At 74.6% G+C, this 21,976-nt stretch carries 17 protein-coding genes and 1 pseudogene; 12 read left to right on the top strand and 6 right to left on the bottom strand.

The features are described 5' to 3' along the window. Positions 1-36 precede the first annotated feature (36 nt). The 3 genes from yidC to LWC35_RS26955 all read left to right on the top strand — a co-directional run bounded on the left by yidC (position 37) and on the right by LWC35_RS26955 (position 2,761). Positions 37-954 (top strand): membrane protein insertase YidC, encoded by a 918-nt coding sequence (gene yidC / locus LWC35_RS26965; protein ID WP_232873067.1) that lies wholly within the window; start codon positions 37-39, stop codon positions 952-954. Between the two features lie 10 nt (positions 955-964). Beyond that, positions 965-1,423 carry a hypothetical protein gene (locus tag LWC35_RS26960; RefSeq protein ID WP_232873066.1) on the top strand — a complete coding sequence of 153 codons (459 nt, stop codon included), beginning with the start codon at positions 965-967 and terminating at the stop codon, positions 1,421-1,423. Between the two features lie 114 nt (positions 1,424-1,537). After that, positions 1,538-2,761 (top strand): L,D-transpeptidase, encoded by a 1,224-nt coding sequence (locus tag LWC35_RS26955; RefSeq protein WP_232873065.1) that lies wholly within the window; start codon positions 1,538-1,540, stop codon positions 2,759-2,761. Here LWC35_RS26955 and LWC35_RS26950 read toward each other — a convergent pair. Then, entirely contained in the window at positions 2,707-4,674 is a 1,968-nt protein-coding gene (locus tag LWC35_RS26950) for a flavin-containing monooxygenase (RefSeq protein WP_232873064.1), read from the bottom strand. The genes LWC35_RS26955 and LWC35_RS26950 overlap by 55 nt on opposite strands. Positions 4,675-4,821: 147 nt before the next feature. Here LWC35_RS26950 and LWC35_RS26945 point away from each other — a divergent pair, with 147 nt between their 5' ends. From LWC35_RS26945 to LWC35_RS26935, 3 genes are read left to right on the top strand one after another with little or no spacing between them, the layout of a single operon-like run. After that, entirely contained in the window at positions 4,822-5,460 is a 639-nt protein-coding gene (locus tag LWC35_RS26945) for a nitroreductase family protein (RefSeq protein ID WP_232873063.1), read from the top strand. Next, the gene (locus LWC35_RS26940; RefSeq protein WP_232873062.1) at positions 5,457-6,986 is read left to right on the top strand and encodes a class I adenylate-forming enzyme family protein; all 1,530 of its coding nucleotides are present in this window, start codon (positions 5,457-5,459) and stop codon (positions 6,984-6,986) included. Before LWC35_RS26945 ends, LWC35_RS26940 begins: the two co-directional genes overlap by 4 nt. A gap of 21 nt (positions 6,987-7,007) precedes the next feature. Then, entirely contained in the window at positions 7,008-7,631 is a 624-nt protein-coding gene (locus tag LWC35_RS26935) for a TetR/AcrR family transcriptional regulator (RefSeq protein ID WP_232873061.1), read from the top strand. Positions 7,632-7,684: 53 nt separating this feature from the next. Here the strand turns inward: LWC35_RS26935 and LWC35_RS26930 are convergent, their stop codons facing one another. The 3 genes and pseudogenes from LWC35_RS26930 to LWC35_RS26920 all read right to left on the bottom strand — a co-directional run. Then, positions 7,685-8,644, bottom strand: coding sequence for an alpha/beta hydrolase (locus tag LWC35_RS26930; RefSeq protein WP_232873060.1), 960 nt, complete (start codon positions 8,642-8,644; stop codon positions 7,685-7,687). Positions 8,645-8,760: 116 nt separating this feature from the next. Then, positions 8,761-13,644, bottom strand: coding sequence for an ATP-dependent helicase (locus tag LWC35_RS26925; RefSeq protein ID WP_443690209.1), 4,884 nt, complete (start codon positions 13,642-13,644; stop codon positions 8,761-8,763). A 106-nt stretch (positions 13,645-13,750) separates the two neighbouring features. After that, positions 13,751-14,533: pseudogene (locus tag LWC35_RS26920) on the bottom strand (DMT family transporter); the annotation flags it as partial. 40 nt (positions 14,534-14,573) lie between these two features. Between LWC35_RS26920 and LWC35_RS26915 the strand changes: the two are divergent. Then, complete coding sequence (locus LWC35_RS26915; RefSeq protein ID WP_232873059.1) at positions 14,574-15,164, top strand: TetR/AcrR family transcriptional regulator; 591 nt, start codon at positions 14,574-14,576, stop codon at positions 15,162-15,164. Between the two features lie 29 nt (positions 15,165-15,193). Here LWC35_RS26915 and LWC35_RS26910 read toward each other — a convergent pair whose 3' ends face one another. Then, a complete protein-coding gene (locus LWC35_RS26910; protein WP_232873058.1) occupies positions 15,194-16,492 on the bottom strand; it encodes a CoA transferase in 1,299 nt (432 codons plus the stop codon). Further along, positions 16,489-17,220: a TetR/AcrR family transcriptional regulator gene (locus tag LWC35_RS26905; protein WP_232873057.1), complete on the bottom strand. Its 732-nt coding sequence runs from the start codon at positions 17,218-17,220 to the stop codon at positions 16,489-16,491. The genes LWC35_RS26910 and LWC35_RS26905 overlap by 4 nt, the downstream gene beginning before the upstream one ends. Before the next feature lie 42 nt (positions 17,221-17,262). On the opposite strand from LWC35_RS26905, the gene LWC35_RS26900 reads away from it, so the two are divergent. From LWC35_RS26900 to recX, 5 genes are all read left to right on the top strand, one after another. After that, positions 17,263-18,207: an ATP-binding cassette domain-containing protein gene (locus LWC35_RS26900; RefSeq protein WP_232873056.1), complete on the top strand. Its 945-nt coding sequence runs from the start codon at positions 17,263-17,265 to the stop codon at positions 18,205-18,207. Further along, entirely contained in the window at positions 18,204-19,034 is an 831-nt protein-coding gene (locus LWC35_RS26895) for an ABC transporter permease (RefSeq protein WP_232873055.1), read from the top strand. The genes LWC35_RS26900 and LWC35_RS26895 overlap by 4 nt, the downstream gene beginning before the upstream one ends. Positions 19,035-19,140: 106 nt before the next feature. Continuing rightward, entirely contained in the window at positions 19,141-19,350 is a 210-nt protein-coding gene (locus LWC35_RS26890; RefSeq protein ID WP_232873054.1) for a DUF3046 domain-containing protein, read from the top strand. A 249-nt stretch (positions 19,351-19,599) separates the two neighbouring features. After that, on the top strand, positions 19,600-20,649 hold the full coding sequence (gene recA / locus LWC35_RS26885; RefSeq protein WP_232873053.1) for a recombinase RecA: 1,050 nt from the start codon (positions 19,600-19,602) through the stop codon (positions 20,647-20,649). 2 nt (positions 20,650-20,651) lie between these two features. After that, positions 20,652-21,827: a recombination regulator RecX gene (recX, locus tag LWC35_RS40500; protein WP_308194678.1), complete on the top strand. Its 1,176-nt coding sequence runs from the start codon at positions 20,652-20,654 to the stop codon at positions 21,825-21,827. Positions 21,828-21,976: the final 149 nt, after the last annotated feature.

Raw genomic sequence — 21,976 nt, 5'->3', positions numbered from 1 at the left:
GAACCCGACTCCCTCCCGACCCCGGGAGGTGGAGGTGTGGCAGTGCTCGACTTCCTGTACTACCCCGTGTCCGCCGTGATGTGGTTCTGGCACCAGGCGTTCGGCCTGGTCCTGGGCCCGAGCAGCGGCGTGGCGTGGGCCCTGTCCGTGGTGTTCCTGGTCCTGACCCTGCGCGCGCTCATGATCAGGCCGGTGCTGAGCCAGATGCGCTCCGCCCAGCGGATGCGCCGGATCGCGCCGCAGCTCGCCGAGCTCAGGAAGAAGCACGGCCGCGACAGGCAGAAGCTCGCCGAGGAGACGACGAGGCTCCACCGCGAGCACGGCGTGTCGCCGCTGGGCTCGTTCCTGCCGGTGCTCGTGCAGATCCCGGTGTTCATCGCCCTGTTGCACGTGCTGCGCTACTTCAACCGCCCCGGCCTGACGTTCGCGCAGAACGCCGCGATCCCGAACTACGTCTTCGGCCCCGACGAGGTGCGTTCCTTCCTCGAGGCCCGGTTGTTCGGCGCCCCGCTCTCCGCGTACGTGTCGATGCCACAGAGCCTCCTGGACTCGTTCGGTGCACCCGTCGACCGGATCGCGGTCGTCGCCGTCGCGGTGCCGCTGATGCTGCTCGCGGCCGTGGCGACGCACGTCACCGCGCGCCGGTCGCTGCGGCAGCAGCCGGCGGCCGACCCGCAGACCGCGCAGGTCGCGGGGTTCATGAAGCTCACCCCCTGGCTCTTCCCGCTGGGGGCGATCGTCGGCGGGCTGTTCTTCCCGTTCCCGATCGCGATCCTCGTCTACTGGCTGACCAGCAACGCCTGGACGCTCGGGCAGCAGCACGCGATCGGCCGGATCGTGGCGCGCGAGCAGCCGTCGGTACCCGTCCGCGTGCCCGCCGCCGCCCCGCGCCCCGGTCAGAAGCCGATCCGCAAACCCGGGGGGACAGCGGCCCGGGTCCGGCGGGGAGCCTAGGGTCGGCCGGGTGAGCACGATCCGAAAGGGCCGCCTGCCGGCCGTGGTCGCCGTGGTCGCCGTGGCGCTCGCGGTGCTGGCCGGGTGCGGCGAGTCGACGACGCACGCCGCGAGCTCCGGCGGCAACGGCGCGCCCAGCGCCACGCTGCCCGCGTTGCGGACCAAGCTCGCGTCGATCTCCCTCGACGAGTGCGCCACGAAGCCCGCCGAGCAGATCTACCCCGACTGCGCGCGGTTCGTCCGCGAGGTGCAGAACGTGGTGCCCGCCGCGCGCGCGGAGGCGGGCCAGGTCGCGTCGCCCCAAGCCCTGACGAAGGCGGCCGACGCCGTCGACGGGGCGGTCAACCGGTTCACCCAGGACCAGTGCATCCCCGTCAACGCCCCGCCCGGGCCGGCCGCGGACTGCGGGCCGGACCTCGCGTCGATGCAGGAGGGCCTCCGGGCGCTCGTCGCCGCCGTCGGGCGGTGATCCGTCCGGTTCGTCACCGGCGAAACCGCCCGATCGGGACGTTCGCGTACCGCTGCCGGGTGGCGGTGCTCACGCCGCCAGAATGTGGCGCGGTCTAGGCGGAGGACGGTGGGGATGAAGGTGACGCGACGGTGGGGTGCCACCGCGCTGGGGGTCGCGACCGTGGTCCTGCTCGGTCTCGGGGTCTTCGTGGGCAGCCACCCCAGTGCCGCGGCGGGCGCCTTCGGCGCGGACGGGCTCGCCCCGGTCGCCGGGCTGCCGACGATCGACGCCGCGCCCGCTCCCGTCGTCCACATCACGCCCGAGCAGGGCACCCCGTTGAACCCGACGCAGCCGATCACGGTGACCGTGTCGGACGGCACCGTGCAGGCCGTGCACGTCACGAACGCGGCGACGGGCAAGGCGGTCGACGGCACCCTCGCGCCCGACGGGCACACCTGGACCTCCACCGGCGACCTCGCCTACTCCGCGACCTACGCCGTCGGCGTCGACACGCTGGACCGTGACCAGGCGCCCGGCCACACCGACGGCACGGTCGCGACCGTCGACCCGAAGGCCCAGGCGTACCCGTCGTTCATCCCGGCCCCGAACTCGGTGCCGACGGTCGGCGTCGGGCAGCCGATCGTGGTGCGCTTCGACCACGCGATCACCGACCGTGCGGCCGCCGAGAAGCAGCTGTCCGTGACCTCCAGCCCGGTGCAGGCCGGCAGCTGGTACTGGATCTCGAACACCGAGGTGCACTACCGCCCGCAGCAGTACTGGAAGCCGGGCACGACGCTGACGGTCAAGGCCGACCTCTACGGCGTGGACCTCGGCGCCGGCACGTACGGCTCCACCGACCGCACCATGACGGTCAAGGTGCACGACGCCTGGGTCGCCAAGGCCGACGGCGCCACCGAGCAGATGCAGATCTTCGACAACGGCCAGCTGGTCAGGACGATGAACATCAGCCTCGGTGCGCCCGGCTTCCCCTCGCACACGGGCCCGCACGTCATCTCGGACAAGCAGCCCTCGATCGTCATGGACTCCTGCACGTACGGCGTGTGCCAGGGCCAGCCCGGCTACTACCGGGAGAAGGTCGACCTCGACGAGCGGATCTCCAACGACGGCGAGTTCGTCCACTCCGCGCCGTGGTCCGTGGGGCAGCAGGGCAGCTCGAACGTCTCGCACGGCTGCGTCAACCTCGCCCCCGCCGACGCCCAGTGGTTCTTCGACCACTTCGGCATCGGGGACGTCGTCGAGATCACCAACTCGGGCGGCCCGCCGCTGCCGGTCTACGACACCTACGGCGACTGGGAGCTGAGCTGGGCGGACTGGAAGGCCGGCTCGGCCCTGTAGCCGGCGCCGTCGCCGGCACGCTCCTCGACCCGGTAGTCCCGCAGGTCCGGCTCGCGGGTCATCCGCCAGTAGTCGACGATCCGCCACGGCAGCGCGGAGACCACGCGCCCGGCGGCGTTGCGGTACCAGTTCCGCATGCCGGGGTGCGTCCAGATCATGGCCTCGTGCGCCTCGTCGTGGCGGCGCACGTAGTCCGCCTCCACCTCGGGCCGCACCTCGACCGTGCCGACGCCCCGCTCGGCCATCGCGACCAGCAGGTCGACGATGTAGCGCACCTGGCACTCGGCGATGGTGATGTAGCTGCCGCCGTGCCCGAGGACGGTGCCCGGGCCGCAGGTCAGGAACAGGTTGGGGAAGTCCGGCACGGTGATGCCGAGGTGGGCGTGGGCGTCCTCCGGACCCCAGACCTCGTCGATCCGCCGGCCGGAGCGCCCGCGGACCTCGATCGGCCACAGCACGCGGTGCGTGTGGAAGCCGGTCGCGAGGACGACGACGTCCGCGTCGACCTCGGCCCCGTCGGCTCCGCGGACCCCGGTGCCGGTCACCTCGGTCACGGCCTCGGTGAGCAGGGTGACGTCGTCCCGGCGCAGGGCGGCGAACCAGCCGTTGTCCAGCAGCATCCGCTTGCCGAAGGGCGGGTAGTCCGGCAGTGCCTTCTCGACGAGGTCGGGCCGGCCCTCGAGCTGGGCCTCCAGGTAGCGGGTGAAGACCCGCCGGTGGCCGTCGTTGAGGGCGTTGACCGACCGCTCCGGGTGCTCCCACGCCGGGTCCTTCTGCAGCCCGGGGTGCACGCGGTCGTTGGTGTTCCAGGCGAGCCGGGTGCGGTACCAGAGCCGGTAGAAGGGCACGTTCTCCACCAGGTACCGAGCGCCCTCGGGGATGGGGGAGAAGTAGACCTCGTTGGGGGCGACCCACTGCGGCGAGCGCTGGAAGACGGTCAGGTGCGCCACCTGCCCGGCGACGGCGGGGACCACCTGCATCGCGCTCGCACCCGTGCCGATCACCACGACCCGCTTGCCGGTGAGGTCGAGGTCGGCGGGCCACTCGGCGGTGTGGAAGAGCGGGCCGCGGAAGCGGTCCAGACCGGGGATCGGCGGGACCTTCGGCCGGTTGAGCTGCCCGGTCGCGGTGATCACGACCTCCGCCGTGAGCTCCTCGCCGGCCGCGGTCCGGACCGTCCAGTGCCCGTCCGCCCAGGTGGCGGCCACGACCTCGGTGCCGAAACGGATCCGCTCGCGCAGGCCGTGCCGGTCCGCGACCGCGCGCAGGTACTCCCACACCTCGTCGCGCTTGCCGAAGTGGGTGGTCCAGTCGCGCGGCGCGAAGGAGTACGAGTACAGGTGGCTCGGGGTGTCGACGCCGGCGCCCGGGTAGGCGTTCTCCAGCCAGGTGCCGCCGACGTCGGCGTTCTTCTCGAGGACCACGTGCTCGATCCCGGCCTCGGCCAGCCGGATCGCCGCGAGCATCCCGGACACGCCCGCGCCGATGACGATCGCCCGCGGTGCGCCGGCCGGGGCGCGGCGCACCTCGACCGGGGCGAAGCCCATGTCCTCGGCGGTCATCTCGGCGTACTCGAGCGGCACGTCCTCGCCGACGGCCGCGCTCATGATCTCCGCGAGTGCCTCGCCCGTCGGCGCAGGCACCGCGACCGGGGCCCCGTCGGCCCAGGCGCACACGGCGTCGGCCGCGGCGGCGCGGATCTCGGCCCGGATCTCGGGAGGGAAGCCGCCCGGGTCGTTGTCCTCCATGCCGCGGCTGCGGGTGGGGCGGTACGGGTCGGCGAGCCAGCGCCGGTCGCCGGTCAGCTGGTACAGCACCGCGACCAACGACGGGAGGTTCGCCTGCTCCAGGGCGGCGACCAGCTCGGCACGGTCGATCGCGGCGCGCTCCGGCGCGAACGGCACGAACCCCATCAGCGACCTCCCCGTCGTGGTGACCGAACGCGAGCCTAACCACGGTTAGGTAAACGCGGAAGGCCGCTCCGCATCCAGGCGCTTGACGGGTGTGACGAGCCACCCCATGCTCCTCCACGACACCTAACGGCGGACAGGGAGGCAGCAATGGAGCTGACCGAGGCGATGCGGACCACCGGCACGTGCCGGTACTTCACCCCGGACCCCGTGCCGGACGAGGTGCTCCACCGTGCGTTCGACGCGGCCCGCTTCGGCCCGCAGGGCGGCAACCGGCAGCCGCTGCGCTGGATCGTCGTCCGCGACGCGGAGCGCAAGCGCGCTCTCGCCGACCTCTACCTGCCGCCGTGGAAGGCGTACCTGGCCGGCGTCGGGATCGGCGACGTCCGCGTGGGGGCGGTGCCGAAGGCGGTCGCCGACGCCGACCACTTCGCCGAGCACCTCGCCGAGGCGCCCGCGATCGTCGTCGTCTGCGCCGAGCTCGACGGGCTGCACCCCACCGACCACGAGCTCGGCCGCCTGTCCGTGGTCGGCGGGGCGTCGATCTACCCGACCATGCAGAACTTCTGCCTGGCGCTGCGCGACCAGGGCGTCGGGTCCGCCGTGACCACCCTGCTGTGCCACGCCGAACCCGAGGTGCGCAAGCTGCTCGACATCCCGGAGGGGATCATCACGGCGGCGCACCTCGCGATCGGCTACCCGGCCAAGGGCTTCCCGCAGAAGCTCACCCGCCAACCGGTCGAGGACACCGTCTACGCCGACACCTACGGCACCCCGCTCTTCGCATGAGCCTCGCCGACCAGTACACCCGCCCGCTGGCCCGCGCCACGATCGGCGACCAGCTGCGGCGGCACGCGCGCACCCGGCCCGCGGCGGTCGCCGTCGTCGGGTACACGGCGGACGGGGCCCGCTCGGAGACCACCTACGCCGAGCTGGACCGGCGGGCCAACCGGTACGCGCACCTGCTGCGCGGGCTCGGGGTCGGCCGCGGGGACGTCGTCGCGTCGATGGCGCCCAACTCGGTCGACGTCGTGGCCGCCTACTACGGCGCGCTCAAGCTCGGCGCCGCGTTCACCGGCCTCAACCCGCTGTACCGCGGCGCGGAGGTCGCACACCAGCTCGGGCACGCCGAGCCCCGGGTAGTGCTGGCCGCACCGGCGTTCGCCGCGCTGGTCGGCGCGGAGCTGCCGGCCGGGACGGCCCTGGTCGAGTACGGCGCGGAGCTGCCGGCGGCGGACAGCGAGCCGGAGGCCGAGGTCGACGAGCACGACGTCGCCATGCTCGTCTACACCTCCGGCACCGAGGCCACCCCCAAGGGCGTGCTGGTCCCGCACCGCAACTACCTGATCTCCACGGCACCCGCGTGGAGCTGGGGCCTGCGCACCGGGCCGGACGACACCTGGCTGTTCGTGATGCCCTTCCACACGATCGCCGGGCTGGGCTCGATGACCACGCTGACGCTGATGGGCGCCACCCTGGTGCTGCCGGCGACCACCGACCCCGCCCGCTCGCTGGAGATCATCGCCCGCGAACGCGTCACGGTGATCGCGCAGACGCCCACGTTCTACCTGGCCCTGGCCGGGCAGCCCGACTTCGGCGCCGACGCCGTCGGGTCCGTCCGGCGGTGCATGACCTACGGCGGCCAGGTCGCCCCGCACGCGATCTCGGCGTGGGCGGCGGCCGCGCCCGGCGTCGTCTGGGGCACCTACTGGGGCCAGTCCGAGCTGTCGCAGCTCGGCACCGTGGGCTGGTTCCGGACGCTCGACGACGTCCCGGACCAGGACCCCACCTGGATCGGCACACCCGTCTCGCACCTCGAGATCCGGGTCGTCGACGCCGAGGGCCGCGACGCCGAGGTCGGCGAGCTGCTGTGCCGCACGCCGTCGGTCATGCTCGGCTACCACCGCGACCCCGCGCGCACCGCAGAGGTCATGGTCGACGGGTGGGTGCACACCGGCGACATGGTCCGGATCGACGCCGCGGGCAACCTGTTCTTCCGCGACCGGCTCAAGGACGTGATCAAGTCCGGCGGGATGAACGTCTCCTCGCAGGAGGTCGAGCGCGTGCTGCACGAGCACCCCGGGGTGCTGCGGGCCGCGGTCGTCGGCCGGCCGGACGAGTACTGGTCCGAGGCGGTCACGGCGTTCCTGGTCCCGCAGGAGGGCGCCGACGTCGACCCCGCCGAGGTGATCGCCTTCTGCAAGGAGCGGATGGCCGGCTACAAGGTGCCCAAGGCGGTGCACGTGGTGGCCGAGCTGCCCGTCGACCCGCAGGGCAAGATCCTCAAGCGCGAGCTGCGGAAGGTCGCCGGGTGACCGGGGTGAGGGGGTGACGGCGTGACGCAGGGGCCCCTGGCGCCCTCCCGCACGGCGCGCACCCGACTGCGCCGCGAGGAGATCGTGACCACGGCGGCGCGGACCTTCGCCGACCGCGGCTACGCACACGTCGGCATGCGGGACATCGCCGACGCCGTCGGCATCCGCGGGGCCAGCCTCTACCACCACTTCGCGGCCAAGGAGGAGATCCTCTACGCGGTCTGCCTGACCGTGACCCGCGAGCCGTGCGAGGAGAACCTGCCCCTGCTCGACGCCGCGGGCACGCCCGCGCAGCGCATGGCGCTGCTGGTCCGGGCGCACCTGCGGCACCTGTACCGCCGGCGGGTCGAGCACCTCGTGGGTCTGCACGAGATGGCGTCGCTGACCCCGGAGCACCGTACGGAGATCGACGGGCACCGCCGCTACTACCAGCGGCGGGTCCGGGACGTGATCACCGCCGGCACGCGGTCCGGCGAGTTCACGGTGCCCGACGCGCAGCTCGCCGCCTTCGCCGTGCTCGACATGCTCAACGGCTTCAGCGGCTGGTTCCGCGACGACCGCGGCCTCTCCCTCGACGCGGTCGTCGAGGGCTACGTCGAGCTCGTGGTGGCGCGGACGCTCGGGGCGGGCGGAGCCCTGGCGTAGCGGGCTCCGCCCGCGCCGGCTCGGTCGGGTCGAGCCGGCTCGGTCGGGTCGGGTCAGTCGCGGCGGGGCAGCTCGAGGGCCTGGCGGAGCACGGCGACCCGCTCGGCGGCCTCGCGCTTCGAGATCGTGGCGTCCTCGATCAGCGACGAGCCGTGGAAGGTCCCCGGGAACAGGTGCAGCTCCACCGGGACGCCGGCGGTCTGCAGGGCCAGCGCGTAGGCGATGCCCTCGTCGCGCAGCGGGTCGAAGGCCATCACCGAGACGTACGCCGGCGGCAGGCCGGACAGGTCGGTGGCCCGGGCGGGCGCGGCGTACGGGGAGACCCCGTCCGTGCCGCGGACGCCCTCGCCCAGGTAGGAGTCCCAGCTGACGACGGCGTTGGGCCGGTTCCAGATCGGGGTGTCGGTGAAGGCGCGCATGCTCGGCGTCTCCAGCCGGTCGTCGACCTCGGGGACGCCCAGGTACTGGAAGGCGATCGCCGGGCCGCCCCGGTCCCGCGCCAGCAGCGCGAGCGCGGCGCACAGCCCGCCGCCGGCGCTGATGCCGTGGATCGCGATCCGGTCGGGATCCACGCCGAACTCCTCGGCGTGCTCGGCGAACCAGACCAGCCCGGCGTAGCAGTCCTCGAGGCCCGCCGGGAACGGGTTCTCGGGCGCGAGCCGGTAGTCCACCGTGACCAGCACGGCGCCGACCCCGCGGGCGATGGCGACGTTGGCGGCGTGGCTGCCGTCGAGATCGCCCATGATGAAGCCGCCGCCGTGCACGTCGAAGATGCCGGCGGGGCCGGACGGCCGGTCGGGCCGGTAGATCCGCAGCGGCACGTCGGGGGCGCCGTCGGCTCCCGGGACGAGGACCTCGGTCACCGTCACGCCCGTCTCGTCCGGTGCGGGCAGCTGGGCGCGCAGCTGGGTCAGCACGCCGCGCGCGGCCGGCAGGTCGGTGACGTCGAGGACCGGTAGCACCGGAACGGCGGCGGCGAGCTCGGGGTCGAAGTCGTACTCGACGGTCGTCACGGTCGGGCCTCCCACGGCATCGGAGTCGGTGACCCGATCATCGTCGCCGATGCGGTCGCCTGCATCCGCCGGAAGCCTGAACGATCGCTCGTGCGGGGACGGCCGGGAGGACCCGGTCACGCCCGCAGGCGCAGGCCCTTCGGCGTGACGCGGAAGCCCGCCTCGGTGAGCACTTCGGCGAGCTCCGAGCCCAGCGCGCCGCCACCGTCGGCGCGCTCGACCGCGAGCGAGCCGAGCCAGCCCTCGTGCACCGCGCCGGCGAGCGCGTGCGCAGCCGCCGAGAGCTCCTCGTACTCGGTGGTGAAGGACAGCAACGACTTGCCGCCGCGCTCGACGTAGAGCGCCGGGGCCCCCTCCACCAGCACCACCAGCGCACCCGCCTTGCGCCCCGGCCGGTGCTTCGAGTCGCCGACCGTGCCGGGCCACGGCAGGGCTGCGCCGTAGGGCTGGGCGGGGTCGGCCGCCGCCAGCACGACCCGCGACAGCCCGGAGCCGCCGCCCGCATCGTGCGGCGCCCGGCCGGCCCCGGCGAAGTGTCGCCCGTCGGGGTGGTCCGCGGGGTCGTAGCCGTCGGCGGCGGTGTCGGGGGAACCGGCGGCGAGGTCCTCGAACCCGCCGGGTCGCGGGCCCCCGCTCGGCGCGGACGCGCTCGACCCCGACGGCGACGCCGATCCGCTCGCCGCGGGGCCGCCGTCCGGGCTGGACAGCGCGCGGATCCGGTCGATCGCCCCGGGCACGGCGAACTGCGCCGCCCCGAGCCCCTCGACGACGTAGCCTCGCCGCACCCGACCGGAGTCCTCCATGGCCCGCAGCACCTTGTAAACGGCGGCGAACCCGCCGGTGACCCGCTCGGTGCCCAGCGCGCCCCGGGTCAGCACCCCGTGCCGCTCCAGGAACGCCTCGGCGCGCGCGTGCGCCCGGCGGGTGGGGTCGAGCTCGCGGTCCGCGGCCAGTGCCCACCGGCCGCCGACCGAGGGCGGCCCGGTCCGGCTCGGCATCTGCGGCCGCCCGGCGCGCAGCTGGGCGTACCGGCCGCGGGAGGCGCTGCGCCGGGTCCGGTGCGCCGGCCCGCCGCGGCTGCCGGAGCCGCGGCCGCCGCCCAGCCGTGCCCGGAGGGGGCCGAGCGTGTCGTTGGTGAGGAGCCCGGCCCACAGGAGGTCCCAGATCGCCGTGACCGCCGCGTCGTCCGTCGGGGACTCCTCACCCTGTGCCACGAGCGTGCGACCGGCTTGGTCGGCGAGCTGGCGGAAGAACAGGGCCCCACCGCCGACCGCGGGCTCGCCGGGCTCGGGCAGACCGAGCGCGGCGAGGAGGGCGCGGTGCAGCGGCGTCGCCGCGATCTCGGGCTCGGGCTCGGGCAGCAGCAGGTCGGCGACGTCCGCCGGGGCCACGGCCAGCCAGCCGTCGCTGCCGGCGAGCGGCCCGCACCCGGTCCAGGTGACCTCGCCGGCCGCGGTGAGCTCGTCGAGCAGGGCCGGTGTGTAGCCCGGCAGCCGGGCGGGCAGGATCAGCGACTCCAGGGCGCTCGCCGGCAGCGGCGCCCCGGCCAGCTGCTCGACCACCCCGAGCACGTCCTCCGCCCCGGGGGCCCGGCGCATGCGGCCGCGCCGCTCGCCGCCGGCGTGGGTGCGGACGCCCTGCCAGGCGGGCAGGAACCGCCCCAGCGCCCGTTGCTCCACCGGCTCGACCTCGGCCCGCAGCCGGGCGAGCGAGGCGCGGCGCAACCGGCGCAGGACCTCGGCGTCGCAGTACTCGACGGAGCCCTGGGTCGGGGAAGCAGACACGGCCTGCGGGCGCAGCTCGCCGCGGACCAGCCGTCCGACCCCCGTCAGCCGGTCGAGCACCCCGGCCACCACGGCGACGCCGAGCCCGAACCGGGCCGCGCACTCGGCGGCCGTGAACGGGCCGTGGGTGCGGGCGTACCGCAGCACGAGATCGCCGAGCGGGTCCGGGACGGGTTCGGTGAACGTCTCCGGCACGCCGACCGGCAGCGGCGCGCCCAGCGCGTCCCGGATGCGGCCCGCGTCCTCGATCGCGACGAACCGCTGCTCGCCGGCGATCCGTACCCGGATCGCCCGGCGCTGCGCCTCCAGCTCCACGAACCAGGTGGGATCCACGCCGCGGGCCCGGCCGTCGGCCTCGGACAGGTCGCCGACGAAGCGCAGCAGGTCCGCCGCGCCCTCGACGTCGCGCGCGTGCCGGTCCGCCGCGGTGCGCTGCAGCGACGCCTCGACCTCGGCCAGCACCTCGGGATCGAGGAGCTCGCGGATCGCCTCCGAGCCCAGGAGCTCGGCGAGCAGGGTGGAGTCGAGCGAGAGGGCGGCCGCGCGGCGCTCGGCCAGCGGGGCGTCCATCTCGTACAGGAACATCCCGATGTAGCCGAACAACAGGCTGCGCGCGAAGGGCGAGGGCTGCGGGGTGGCCACCTCGACCACCTTGACCTTGCGCGCCTCCACGTCGGACATCAGCTCGCGCAGGCCCGGCAGGTCGTAGACGTCCTGCACGCACTCGCGCATCGCCTCGAGCGTGATCGGGAACTGCTCGAACTTCCCGGCGACGGCCAGCAGCTGGGCCGAGCGCTGCCGCTGTTGCCACAGCGGGCTGCGCCGCTTCGGGTCGCGGCGGGGGAGCAGCAGCGCCCGGGCCGCGCACTCCCGGAAGCGCGAGGCGAACAGCGAGGAGTTGCCCAGCTCGGCCACCACGATCTGCTCGACCTCACCGGGTTCGAGCAGCACGTCCTCCGCAGTGGGCACGAGCTCGCCGCCGCTGTCGTCGAGGGCGTCGGGCAGGCGCAGCACGATCCCGTCGTCCGCCCCGGCGGCGTGCACCTCGACCCCGCGCTTCTCCCGCATCCGGGCCGCGATGGCCAACGCCCACGGCCCGTTGACCTGCGAACCGAACGGCGAGTGCACGACGAGCCGCCAGTCGCCGAGCTCGTCGCGGAACCGTTCGACCAGGATCGTGCGGTCGCTCGGCACGTGCCGGGTGGCCTCGCGCTGTTCGCGCAGGTAGGAGAGCAGGTTGTCGGTGGCCCACTCGTCGAGCCCGGCCGCGGCGGCCCGGGTTCGGGCCTCCTCGTCCGCGAGCCCGGCCATCTCGCGGACGAACCTGCCGACGGCGCGGCCCAGCTCCAGCGGCCGCCCGATCGACTCGCCCTTCCAGAACGGCATCCGCGCCGGCTCCCCGGGCGCGGGCGTGACGATCACGCGGTCGTGGGTGATGTCCTCGACCCGCCAGCTCGAGGTGCCGAGCAGGAAGGTGTCGCCCACGCGGGACTCGTAGACCATCTCCTCGTCGAGCTCGCCGACGCGCGAGCCCGCCCCGTCGGCCCCACCCGGCGTCATCACCGTGAACAGGCCGCGGTCGGGAATCGTGCCGCCCGAGGTGACCGCGAGGCGCTGCGCGCCGGGACGGCCGCGCAGCTCGTCGGTCACGCGGTCCCAGGTGATCCGCGCCCGCAGCTCGCCGAACTCCTCCGACGGGTAGCGGCCGGCCAGCATGTCCAGCACCGAGTGCAGCGCCGAGTCCGGCAGCGCGGCGAAGGGTGCGGCCCGGCGGACGAGGGCCGCCAGCTCGTCGAGCCGCCAGGGATCCATCGCGACCATGGCCACGACCTGCTGGGCCAGGACGTCGAGCGGGTTGCGGGGGTAGCGCATCGACTCGATCGCCCCGCCGGACATGCGCTCGGCCACCACCGCGCACGACACGAGGTCGCCGCGGAACTTCGGGAACACCACGCCCTGCGACACCGCCCCCACCTGGTGCCCGGCGCGCCCGACGCGCTGCAGCCCGGAGGCCACGCTCGGCGGCGCCTCCACCTGCACCACCAGGTCGACCGCACCCATGTCGATGCCCAGCTCGAGGCTCGAGGTGGCCACCACGCACGGCAGCCGCCCGCTCTTGAGCTCCTCCTCCACGAGGGTGCGCTGCTCGCGGGACATCGACCCGTGGTGCGCCTTGGCCACCACGGGCGGCGCCCCGCCGCCCACGCCGGACTCGCCGATCGCCTCGGCCGGGAACCGGTCGAGCTCGACGGCCTCGCCGGCCTCCTCGGCCGCCAGCTCGTTGAGCTTCGCCGTGAGGCGCTCGGCCAACCGCCGGGAGTTGGCGAACACGATGGTCGAGCGGTGCTCGCGCACCAGGTCGAGCAAGCGCTTCTCGACGGCGGGCCAGATCGAGGGCCGCTGGGCGCCGCCCGCCGCGGAGCCGATGACCTCCTCGTCCGCGCTGCCGGGGGTCGGCCGCTCGTCGAGCGCGGCGAGGTCCGGCACGGGGACCTCGACGCGGACCTCGATCGTCTTCGGCGTGCGCGGCTGCACGACCTCCACCGGGCGCGCGCCGGACAGGAACGTGGACACCTCGTCGAGCGGGCGGACGGTGGCCGACAGGCCGATCCGCTGGGCCGGCTTCTCCAGCAGCTCGTCGAGCCGCTCGAGGGACAGGGCCAGGTGCGCGCCGCGCTTGGTCGCCGCGACGGCGTGCACCTCGTCGAGGATCACGGTCTCGACGCCCCGCAGCGACTCGCGCGCGGCCGAGGTGAGCAGCAGGAACAACGACTCGGGGGTGGTGACCAGCACGTCCGGCGGGGTGCGGGTGAACTGGCGCCGCTCGTCCGCCGGGGTGTCGCCGGTGCGCATGCCGACCGTGATGTCCGGGACGGGGTCGCCGCGCCGCTGCGCCTCCTGCCGCATCCCGGTGAGCGGGGCGCGCAGGTTGCGCTGCACGTCGACCGCCAGCGCCTTGAGCGGGGACACGTACAGCACCCGGCAGCGGCGGGTGCGCTCCTCGGGCACGGGCTCCGACGCCAGCCGGTCCAGCGCCCAGAGGAACGCCGCGAGCGTCTTACCCGACCCCGTGGGCGCCACGACCAGCGCGTTCCGTCCCGCCTGGGCGGCGCTCCACGCGCCCTCCTGGGCGGCCGTGGGCGCGGCGAAGGCGCCCCGGAACCAGTCCCGGGTGGCGGGGGAGAAACCGTCCAGCGAGCTCACGGTCCCCATCATGCGCCGGGGCACCGACAGTTTCCCGTCGACCGGGTCCGCGCCGGCCGAGCACGAGCCAGACGCCGGCCGCGCACAACGCGATGCCGGGGACGGCCGGCAGGGCCGGGAGCTCGCCGAACATGAGGAAGGCCCACAGCATGGTCGTGGGCGGGGTCAGGTAGAGCAGCGCGGAGACGCGGGTGGCCCCGCTGCGGCGCAGGACGACCAGGTAGGAGCCGTAGCCGCCGAAGGACGACAGCACGACCACCCAGGCCACCGCGCCCCAGAACCCCGGCTCGGCGGGCGGCCGCAGGTCCCCGGCCAGCGCGGCGACCGCGGTGAACAGCACCGCCCCCGTGGTCGACTGCAGGGCCATCGCGGTGAGCGGCGACTCGGGCGGCTGCATCCGCCGCTCCAGCACGGTCCCGACCGAGAGTGCCAGCATCCCGCCGAGCGGGAGCAGGAACGCCCAGGCCGGGGCGGTGCCCGGGCCGAGGTCGCCCGCCACCACCAGCGCGACCCCGGCCAGCCCGGCCGCGAGCCCGAGGCGTTGGCGGGAGGTCGTGCGTTCGCCGAGGAACCGGCCCGCCGCCGTCGCGACGACCAACGGCTGCAGCGCGGCGACCAGTGCCGCGGTCCCCGCCGGCACGCCGAGCCCGACACCCGTCACGACACCGCCGAGGTAGAGGACCTGGGAGAGGGTCCCGAGCAGGACCTGGCGCGCGGGCGCGCCGCGCGGGACCCGGTCCCGCCGCACCGCCACCACCAGCCACAACACCGCGGCGGCGAGCACGTACCGCCACGCCAGCAACGTGTCCGCGCCGGTGTAGCCGGTCCCCAGCTCCGCCCCGACGAACCCCGAGCTCCAGAACAGCACGAACGCCGCGCCCGCGACCGCGTCTCGTCTCATGGTTCCGAAGTAACCACACCGGTCGGTATACTCGCAGTGTATGAGCACCCCTGCGGGCGAGAAGCTGATCGCGGCGGCGAGCGCGCTGTTCTACCGCCACGGGATCCGGGCGGTCGGCGTGGACCTGATCGCCGAGACCGCCGGCACCACGAAGAAGACGCTCTACGACCGCTTCGGCTCGAAGGACGCCCTGGTCGCGCTGTACCTGGAACGGCGCACCGGGATCTGGCGGGAGTTCCTCCACGAGCACCTGCGCGGCCGGCCGGTCGAGGACCTGTTCGACGTGCTGGCCCTGTGGCTGCGCGAGCAGGACCGGGGTTGTGCCTTCGTCAACGCCTACGCGGAGATCGGCGGCACCGGGCACCCGGCCGAACCGGTGATCCGGGCGGAGAAGGAGTGGATGCGGGCGTACCTGGTCGACCGGGCGCGCGAGGAGGGGCACCCGGAGAGCGCCGGGGTCGCGCTGCACCTGCTCTACGAGGGGGCGACGGTGCTCGCCACGGCCGGCGGCGACCCGGACGCGCCCGCCCGGGCCAAGGCGTCAGCGCTTGCGGTTCTGTACCCACCAGCGGATCAGCAGGGTGAGCGAGGCCAGCAGCATCAGCACGATCACGGCCTGGCCCAGCGGTGAGGACAGGCCGGTGGGATCGGACATACCGGTCAGGGTAGCCACGTCGGCCGCGCGCCGCCGTAGTCCGCCGGGGAGGGCCAGTGCCGGAGTGCGCCGTCGACGGTGCCCGGCGGCGAGGCGAGCGTGAACGGGCCGAGCTCCTCGAGGTAGGGGGCCGCGTCGACCTCCTCCACGTTCCCCGGGGCCGGTTCGCTGCGGGGCAGCGCCTGCAGGAACGAGGCCGTGCCGGCCAGGGCGAGCCGGACGTGGTGGGTGCCGCCGTCGCGTCGCTGGGCGGTCAGCGCGAGCAGGGCCCCGGCCGCGCCCAGATAGCCCGTCGCGTGGTCCAGGATCTGGGCGGGCAGCGCTCCCGGGGCGTCGGGACCGCCCTCGGTGCAGCCGATGCCGCACGCGGACTGGACGAGGCTGTCGAACCCACGCCGCCCGGCCCACGGGCCGGTGTGCCCCCACGCCGACAGCGTGACGACCACGAGCCCGGGATGCCGCGCCGCCAGCTCCTCGGGGGCCAGGCCGAAGCGGTCCAGGGACCCCGGCCGGTATCCGGTCACGACGACGTCGGCGCCCGCCAGGAGGTCCTCCGCCGGCAGCGCGGCGATCGCCGACCGCTTGCCCGGCAGCGTGTCCCAGGCCTGCGCGGCGATCTCCGGGCGGTGCGGCGGGTCGAGGCGCAGCACGTCCGCGCCGTGCGCCGCGAGGAAGCGGGTGGCGACCGGGCCCGCGATCACGCGCGTCAGGTCGAGGACCCGGGCACGGCGGGCGGGCCGCGGCGGCGCCTCGCCCAGGACCCGCCGTTCGACCAGGGGCAGTGCCCGGGCGGCCCGCCCGGCCTCGGTGGCCGCCCACTCGTCCTCGGTGCGGGTGGCTGCGGCGACCCCGCCCGCCTCGTGCAGTGCGGTCTCCAACTCGACCTTGCCCCGTCCGGCGATCGCGGCCCGCACCTCGTCGAGACCGGCCCCGGGACCCAGGTCCAGGACCTGCCGCGCGGCAGCGGCGTGCCAGGGGTAGTTGGCGTGCAGCCGCAGCCAGCCGTCCGCCGTCGGGTGGAAGGCCGACAGGGGGTCGAACGGGTTGCCGGGGCCCGCGCCGTCCCGCCGCAGGTACCGCTCGCTGCGCAGGGCGACCGCGGCCTGCCGCGTGTCGATCCCGACGGACCGGCCCGCCCCCACGGTGTCGTCCGCCGTCGCCGCGAGCAGCGCGGCGCCGATCGTCGCGGTGCCGAACTCCGTGACCGGGAAGCGGCTGCTCAGCGTGCGCTCCGGCCCGGTCGTCGTCAGCCGGGGAAGCTCCTTCGGGTCGCCGCCGAGCGCGGCCCAGACCTGCTCGATCACGACGTCGATCCTGCCCTGGCCCCGACCAGCCGCGCGACGCCGTCGAGGATGCGGTCCAGCCCGAACCGGAACTGCGCGTCCCGGTCCTCGGCCGGGTCCGGGCCCGCCGCGAACGCGCCGCTCGCGAACGCCTCGAGCAGGGCCGGGAAGCGCCCGGGGTCCAGATAGCGGGTGAAGAGGTTCTCGTAGGCCGACTCCGCGGTGTCCGCCGCCTCGGCCTCGTGGAAGGTCAGGTCGCCGAAGGCGTGCGCGTTGAGCAGCAGGATGACGTACAGCTTCTCCGGCTCCGAGAGCGCCGTCGGGCGCAGCGCGCGCAGTCCGTACTCCAGCCAGGTCAACTGGTTCGGCGTGGCGGGCGGGCCCAGCACCGGCAGGGTCTGCAGGATCCACGGGTGGGCGCGCAGGCGGCCCACGGTCGCCCAGGCCCAGCGCTCCACGCACTCCCGCCAGCCGGCCTCGGGAGCGGGGTCGAGTTCGGCGGGCGGCGGACCCACGGCGACGTCCTGCATGTGCAGGACCAGCTCCTCCTTGCTGCCCACGTGCCGGTAGAGCGACATCGGCGTGAAGCCGAGGGTCTTCGCGACGCGGCTCATCGACACCGCATCGAGGCCCTCGGCGTCGGCGAGGTCGATCGCCGCGGCCACGATCCGGGCGCGCGAGAGCCCTTCCCGGCCCGTGGTGCCGGGCCCCGCCTTCCAGACCGCCTCCAGCGGCGACGACGCGTCCATCGGGCTTGATCCTAAGCGATGTTTACGACATATACTGAGTGTATGGCATACACGGTGGAGGTCGAGGGCCTCCGGAAGTCCTTCGGGGGGAAACGCGTCCTGGACGGGATCGACCTGCGCGTCGCGCGGGGGAGCGTCGCGGCGCTGCTCGGGCCGAACGGGGCGGGCAAGACCACGACCGTGAAGATCCTCGCCACGCTGCTGCGGCCCGACGCCGGGCGCGTGCACGTGGCCGGGTGGGACGTGCGGGCCGATCCGGCGGCGGTTCGCCGGGCGATCAGCCTCACCGGTCAGCACGCGACGGTCGACGAGGTGCTCACCGGACGGGAGAACCTGGTCATGACGGGCCGGCTGCGGCACCTGACGAAGGCGGCCGCGCGCGAGCGGGCGACCGCCCTGCTGGAACGCTTCGACCTGGTCGCGGCGGCCGACCGGCGGGTGTCGACCTACTCCGGCGGGATGGCCCGGCGGCTCGACATCGCGCTCGGCCTGGTCGACGAGCCGGAGGTGCTCTTCCTCGACGAGCCGACCACCGGGCTGGACCCGCGCAGCCGCCGCGACGTCCGGGACTCGGTCGCCGAGCTGGCCGCGTCCGGTGTGACGGTGCTGCTCACCACGCAGTACCTCGAGGAGGCGGACCGGTTGGCCGACCGGGTCGCGGTGCTCGCCGGCGGCCGGATCGCCGCCGAGGGCACCGCCGACGAGCTGAAGTCGCTGATCGGCGGCGAGACCGTACAGCTGGTGCTGCCCGACGCCGCGTCGGTGGAGGCGGCGCTGACCGTCGCCGGGCAGCGGGGGTACGCCGCCCGCGCGGACGCCGAGACGCCGTCGGTGCACGTCCCGACGGACGGCACGGCCACCGGGGTGCGGGAGCTGCTGGAGGCGATGGCCGGCGTCCCGGTGGTGCGGGTGGCCGTGCACCGGCCCACGCTCGACGACGTCTTCCTCTCCCTCACCGAGGCCGCGCCGGGGACGGTGCCGGCATGACCTCGGACACCGCGCCGTCCTCCAGGCCGTCCGGGCTGCCCTCCACGTCGTACTCGGCGGCCCCCGGTCCGCTCGTCGACGTCGGGACCTTCCTCGGCCGCTCGCTGCGGCACTCGGCCCGCAGCATCGACGCGATGATCGTCGCAGTGGTGCTGCCGGTGCTGATCCTGCTGGTGTTCGTGTACGTGTTCGGCGGCGCGATGACGACCGGCGCGGACGGCGCCGACTACCTCACGTACGTCGTGCCGGGGGTGATCGTGCTCTGCGCGGCGCACGGCGCGGCGCAGACGGCGGTCGGGGTGAACCGGGACATGACGACGGGCATGGTCGACCGGGTCCGCTCCCTTCCGGTCCTCGGGTCGGCGGTGCTGGTGGGGCACGTGCTCGCGAGCGTGGCACGCAACCTCGTGTCCACCGCGGTGGTCGTGGGCGTGGCGCTGCTGATGGGCTTCCGCCCGGTCGCGTCGCCGCCGGACTGGCTGGTCGTGGCTGCGCTGCTGGCGCTGCTGATGGCGGGCGTGTCGGCGCTGTCGGCGGCGTTCGGGCTGCTGGTCGCGAGCCCCGAGGCGGCGGGCGCGCTGTCCTTCGTGCTGTTGTTCCTGCCGTACGTCTCGAGCGGGTTCGTGCCCCCGGAGACCATGCCCGCGGCGCTGCGCGGATTCGCCGGTCACCAGCCCGTCACGCCGCTGATCGACGCGGTCCGGGGGCTGCTGCTGGGCACGCCGGTCGGTGCGTCTCCGCTGCTGGCGGTGGCGTGGTGGGGCGGGCTGGGTCTGCTCGGGGTGTTGGCGTGCGGGGCGTTGTTCCGCCGCCGCGCGGGCGCGTGAGGCCCCGCCGCGCGGGCGCGTGAGGCTCCGCCGCGCGGGCGCGTGAGGCTCCGCCGCGCGGGCGCGTGATGAGCCGCCGCGGCGGGGCCTGACTACCCTCGGCCAGGTGCGACTGAGCCAGTTCCGGACCCTGATGCAGGACGAGTTCGGCGAGATGCGGGCGGGCTCGCTGGCGCGCGACCACGTGTTCGCCGAGCTCGGCGGGCGCAGCGCCGAGCAGGCCATCGAGGCGGGGATCGACCCGAAGCGGGTGTGGCAGGTGATCTGCGAGGCCTACGACGTGCCGGAGGACCGCAGGCTGGGGCGGGACGACTGACGGCAGCCGCCCGGGGCCCGGGCCGCCGCTCGGCGCGGCAGGGTAGCCGATCGGCGTGTCGGGCTCGGCCTCGAACACGTGTTCGTATACCGTGGCGTCCACACCCGGCCCCGGTTGTCCACAGCGGGGGCGCGAGTACCGGAACTGTCGGGGGGACCCAATACGGTTCTCCCCGTGGCTCCCCGGAAGTCGTCGAACACAGCGAACACAGCGAACACAGGCCCGTCCCGCACCGAGCGAGGTAGTCAGATGAGCACTCCCGACCGCGAGAAGGCGCTCCAGCTCGCCCTCGCCCAGATCGAGAAGAACCACGGCAAGGGTTCGGTGATGCGCCTGGGGGACGACACGCGCCCGCCGATCGGTGTGATCCCCACCGGGTCGATCGCGCTCGACGTGGCGCTCGGCGTCGGCGGCCTCCCGCGCGGCCGGGTCGTGGAGATCTACGGCCCGGAGTCCAGCGGTAAGACCACGGTCGCGCTGCACGCGGTGGCCAACGCGCAGGCCGCGGGCGGCACCGCCGCGTTCATCGACGCGGAGCACGCGCTCGACCCGGAGTACGCCAAGGCGCTCGGCGTGAACACGGACGAGCTGCTCGTCTCGCAGCCGGACACCGGCGAGCAGGCGCTGGAGATCGCGGACATGCTGATCCGCTCCGGCGCGCTGGACGTCATCGTCATCGACTCGGTGGCCGCGCTCGTGCCGCGCGCCGAGATCGAGGGCGAGATGGGCGACAGCCACGTCGGCCTCCAGGCCCGCCTCATGAGCCAGGCGCTGCGCAAGATCACCGGTGCGCTGAGCACGTCCGGCACCACCGCGATCTTCATCAACCAGCTGCGCGAGAAGATCGGCGTGATGTTCGGGTCCCCCGAGACCACGACCGGCGGCAAGGCGCTCAAGTTCTACGCCTCCGTCCGGCTGGACATCCGGCGCATCGAGACCCTGAAGGACGGCACCGACATGGTCGGCAGCCGGACCCGGGTCAAGGTCGTGAAGAACAAGGTGGCCCCGCCGTTCAAGCAGGCGGAGTTCGACGTGCTGTACGGCGTCGGCATCAGCCGCGAGGGCTCGCTGATCGACGTCGGCGTCGAGCAGGGGATCATCCGCAAGTCCGGCGCCTGGTACACGTACGAGGGCGACCAGATGGGGCAGGGCAAGGAGAACGCCCGCAAGTTCCTCAAGGAGAACCCCGACATCGCCGCGGAGATCGAGAAGCGGATCAAGGAGAAGCTCGGGATCGGCGCGGTGCTCGATGCCGACGCCGAGCAGGTCGAGCCGCTGCCCGCGCCCGTCGACTTCTGATCGTGGCGACCTCCGGCGAGGACGGGGGCGGGTCACCGCCGCGCCCCGCGCGGCCGGCCCGCCGCCGGATGTCGTCCGACGAGCTCGAACCGGCCCCGCGGGAGGCCGTGCCGGTCGTCTCCTTCGACGATCTCGATCCGGCGGAGAACCGGAGCCCGGCCTCCGGGGGCCGGCTCGCGGACTTCGCCACCGAGGCACACACGACGGACGAGCCCGACCGGTTCGACGAGGCGGATGCCGCCGAGCCGGATGACCTGTCCCGGACGACCGCCCGCGATGCCCGGTCCGCCGAGGCGTGGGCCGCCACCGGACCCGACCCCGATCGGGAGCGGCGGGCAGGGCTCGTCGACCTCGACGCCCTCGAGCCCGGCGGTCCCGCGGCTCACGAGGCCGCCGACCTGGGCCATCTCGACGCGCCGGCGGAACAGGCCACGGTCCTCTCCCTCGAGGACCTCCGGATCCGCCGGGCACGGCGCTCGGACGGTGCCGGTCGCGACCGAGTCCGCGCCACCGCGCGTTCGGCCGACCGCGAGCCGCGTCGGGGCACCGGTCGCCGTCCCGGCGGGGAGCGGCCCGCCGCGCGCCCCGAGGTCTCCACAGGTCCCGGGGGCTCCGATCGCGAGGTCTCCGAGGTTTCTGCCGTCCCCGAGGACACGCGGCCCCCGGAGGAGCAGGAGGCGGCGGCCAAGGAGATCTGCCTGCGCCTGCTCACCGACCGCGCCCGCTCGAAGCACGAGCTCGCCACGAAGCTCCGGCAGAAGGGTGTCGCGGACGAGATCGCCGAGAAGGTCCTCGAGCGGTTCGACGAGGTCGGCCTCATCGACGACCAGGCCTTCGCCGACGCCTGGGTCCGCTCGCGGCACCGCGCGCGAGGCCTGGGCCGGCGGGCGATCGCCCAGGAGCTGCGTCGCAAGGGTGTCGCCAAGGAGATCGCCGACACCGCGCTCACCGAGGTCGACGATGCCGCCGAGGAACAGCGCGCCCGGGACCTCGTCGACCGTCGCCTCCGCACGATGACCGTTGCCGGCCCGGAGGACCGCCAGAAGGCCGGCCGCCGGCTGCTCGGCATGCTCGCTCGCAAGGGCTACCCGCCGCCGATCGCCTACCGGGTCGTCCGCACCGCGCTCGCCGAGCACGGCGCGGACGAGGACGAGCTGGGCCCCGGCGACCTCGACTGATTCCCACCCCGACCGAGCCCCCACCGAGCCCACGCCCGACCGCACCCACCCCGCGACGCCTCGGCGGGGCCGGGCCGACCACGGCACCGCGCCGACACGCTCGGTCCCGGCCGCCCTCAGCCGAGCAGCCGGGCCAGGTCGTCGAGCAC

This window comes from Pseudonocardia kujensis, assembly GCF_021283305.1.
In the GTDB taxonomy this organism is placed as follows: Bacteria; Actinomycetota; Actinomycetes; order Mycobacteriales; family Pseudonocardiaceae; genus Pseudonocardia; species Pseudonocardia kujensis.
Note: the sequence above shows the minus strand (reverse complement) of the source record. Positions and strands in the feature narration are given on the sequence as shown.

Bases quoted from the DNA above. Each gene is read 5' to 3' on its own strand.
- LWC35_RS26955 (WP_232873065.1), top strand. From the start codon at position 1,538: ATGAAGGTGACGCGACGGTGGGGTGCCACCGCGCTGGGGGTCGCGACC.
- LWC35_RS26950 (WP_232873064.1), bottom strand. From the start codon at position 4,674: ATGGGGTTCGTGCCGTTCGCGCCGGAGCGCGCCGCGATCGACCGTGCC.
- LWC35_RS26945 (WP_232873063.1), top strand. From the start codon at position 4,822: ATGGAGCTGACCGAGGCGATGCGGACCACCGGCACGTGCCGGTACTTC.
- LWC35_RS26940 (WP_232873062.1), top strand. From the start codon at position 5,457: ATGAGCCTCGCCGACCAGTACACCCGCCCGCTGGCCCGCGCCACGATC.
- LWC35_RS26925 (WP_443690209.1), bottom strand. From the start codon at position 13,644: ATGATGGGGACCGTGAGCTCGCTGGACGGTTTCTCCCCCGCCACCCGG.
- LWC35_RS26915 (WP_232873059.1), top strand. From the start codon at position 14,574: ATGAGCACCCCTGCGGGCGAGAAGCTGATCGCGGCGGCGAGCGCGCTG.
- LWC35_RS26905 (WP_232873057.1), bottom strand. From the start codon at position 17,220: ATGGACGCGTCGTCGCCGCTGGAGGCGGTCTGGAAGGCGGGGCCCGGC.
- LWC35_RS26900 (WP_232873056.1), top strand. From the start codon at position 17,263: ATGGCATACACGGTGGAGGTCGAGGGCCTCCGGAAGTCCTTCGGGGGG.
- LWC35_RS26895 (WP_232873055.1), top strand. From the start codon at position 18,204: ATGACCTCGGACACCGCGCCGTCCTCCAGGCCGTCCGGGCTGCCCTCC.
- recA (WP_232873053.1), top strand. From the start codon at position 19,600: ATGAGCACTCCCGACCGCGAGAAGGCGCTCCAGCTCGCCCTCGCCCAG.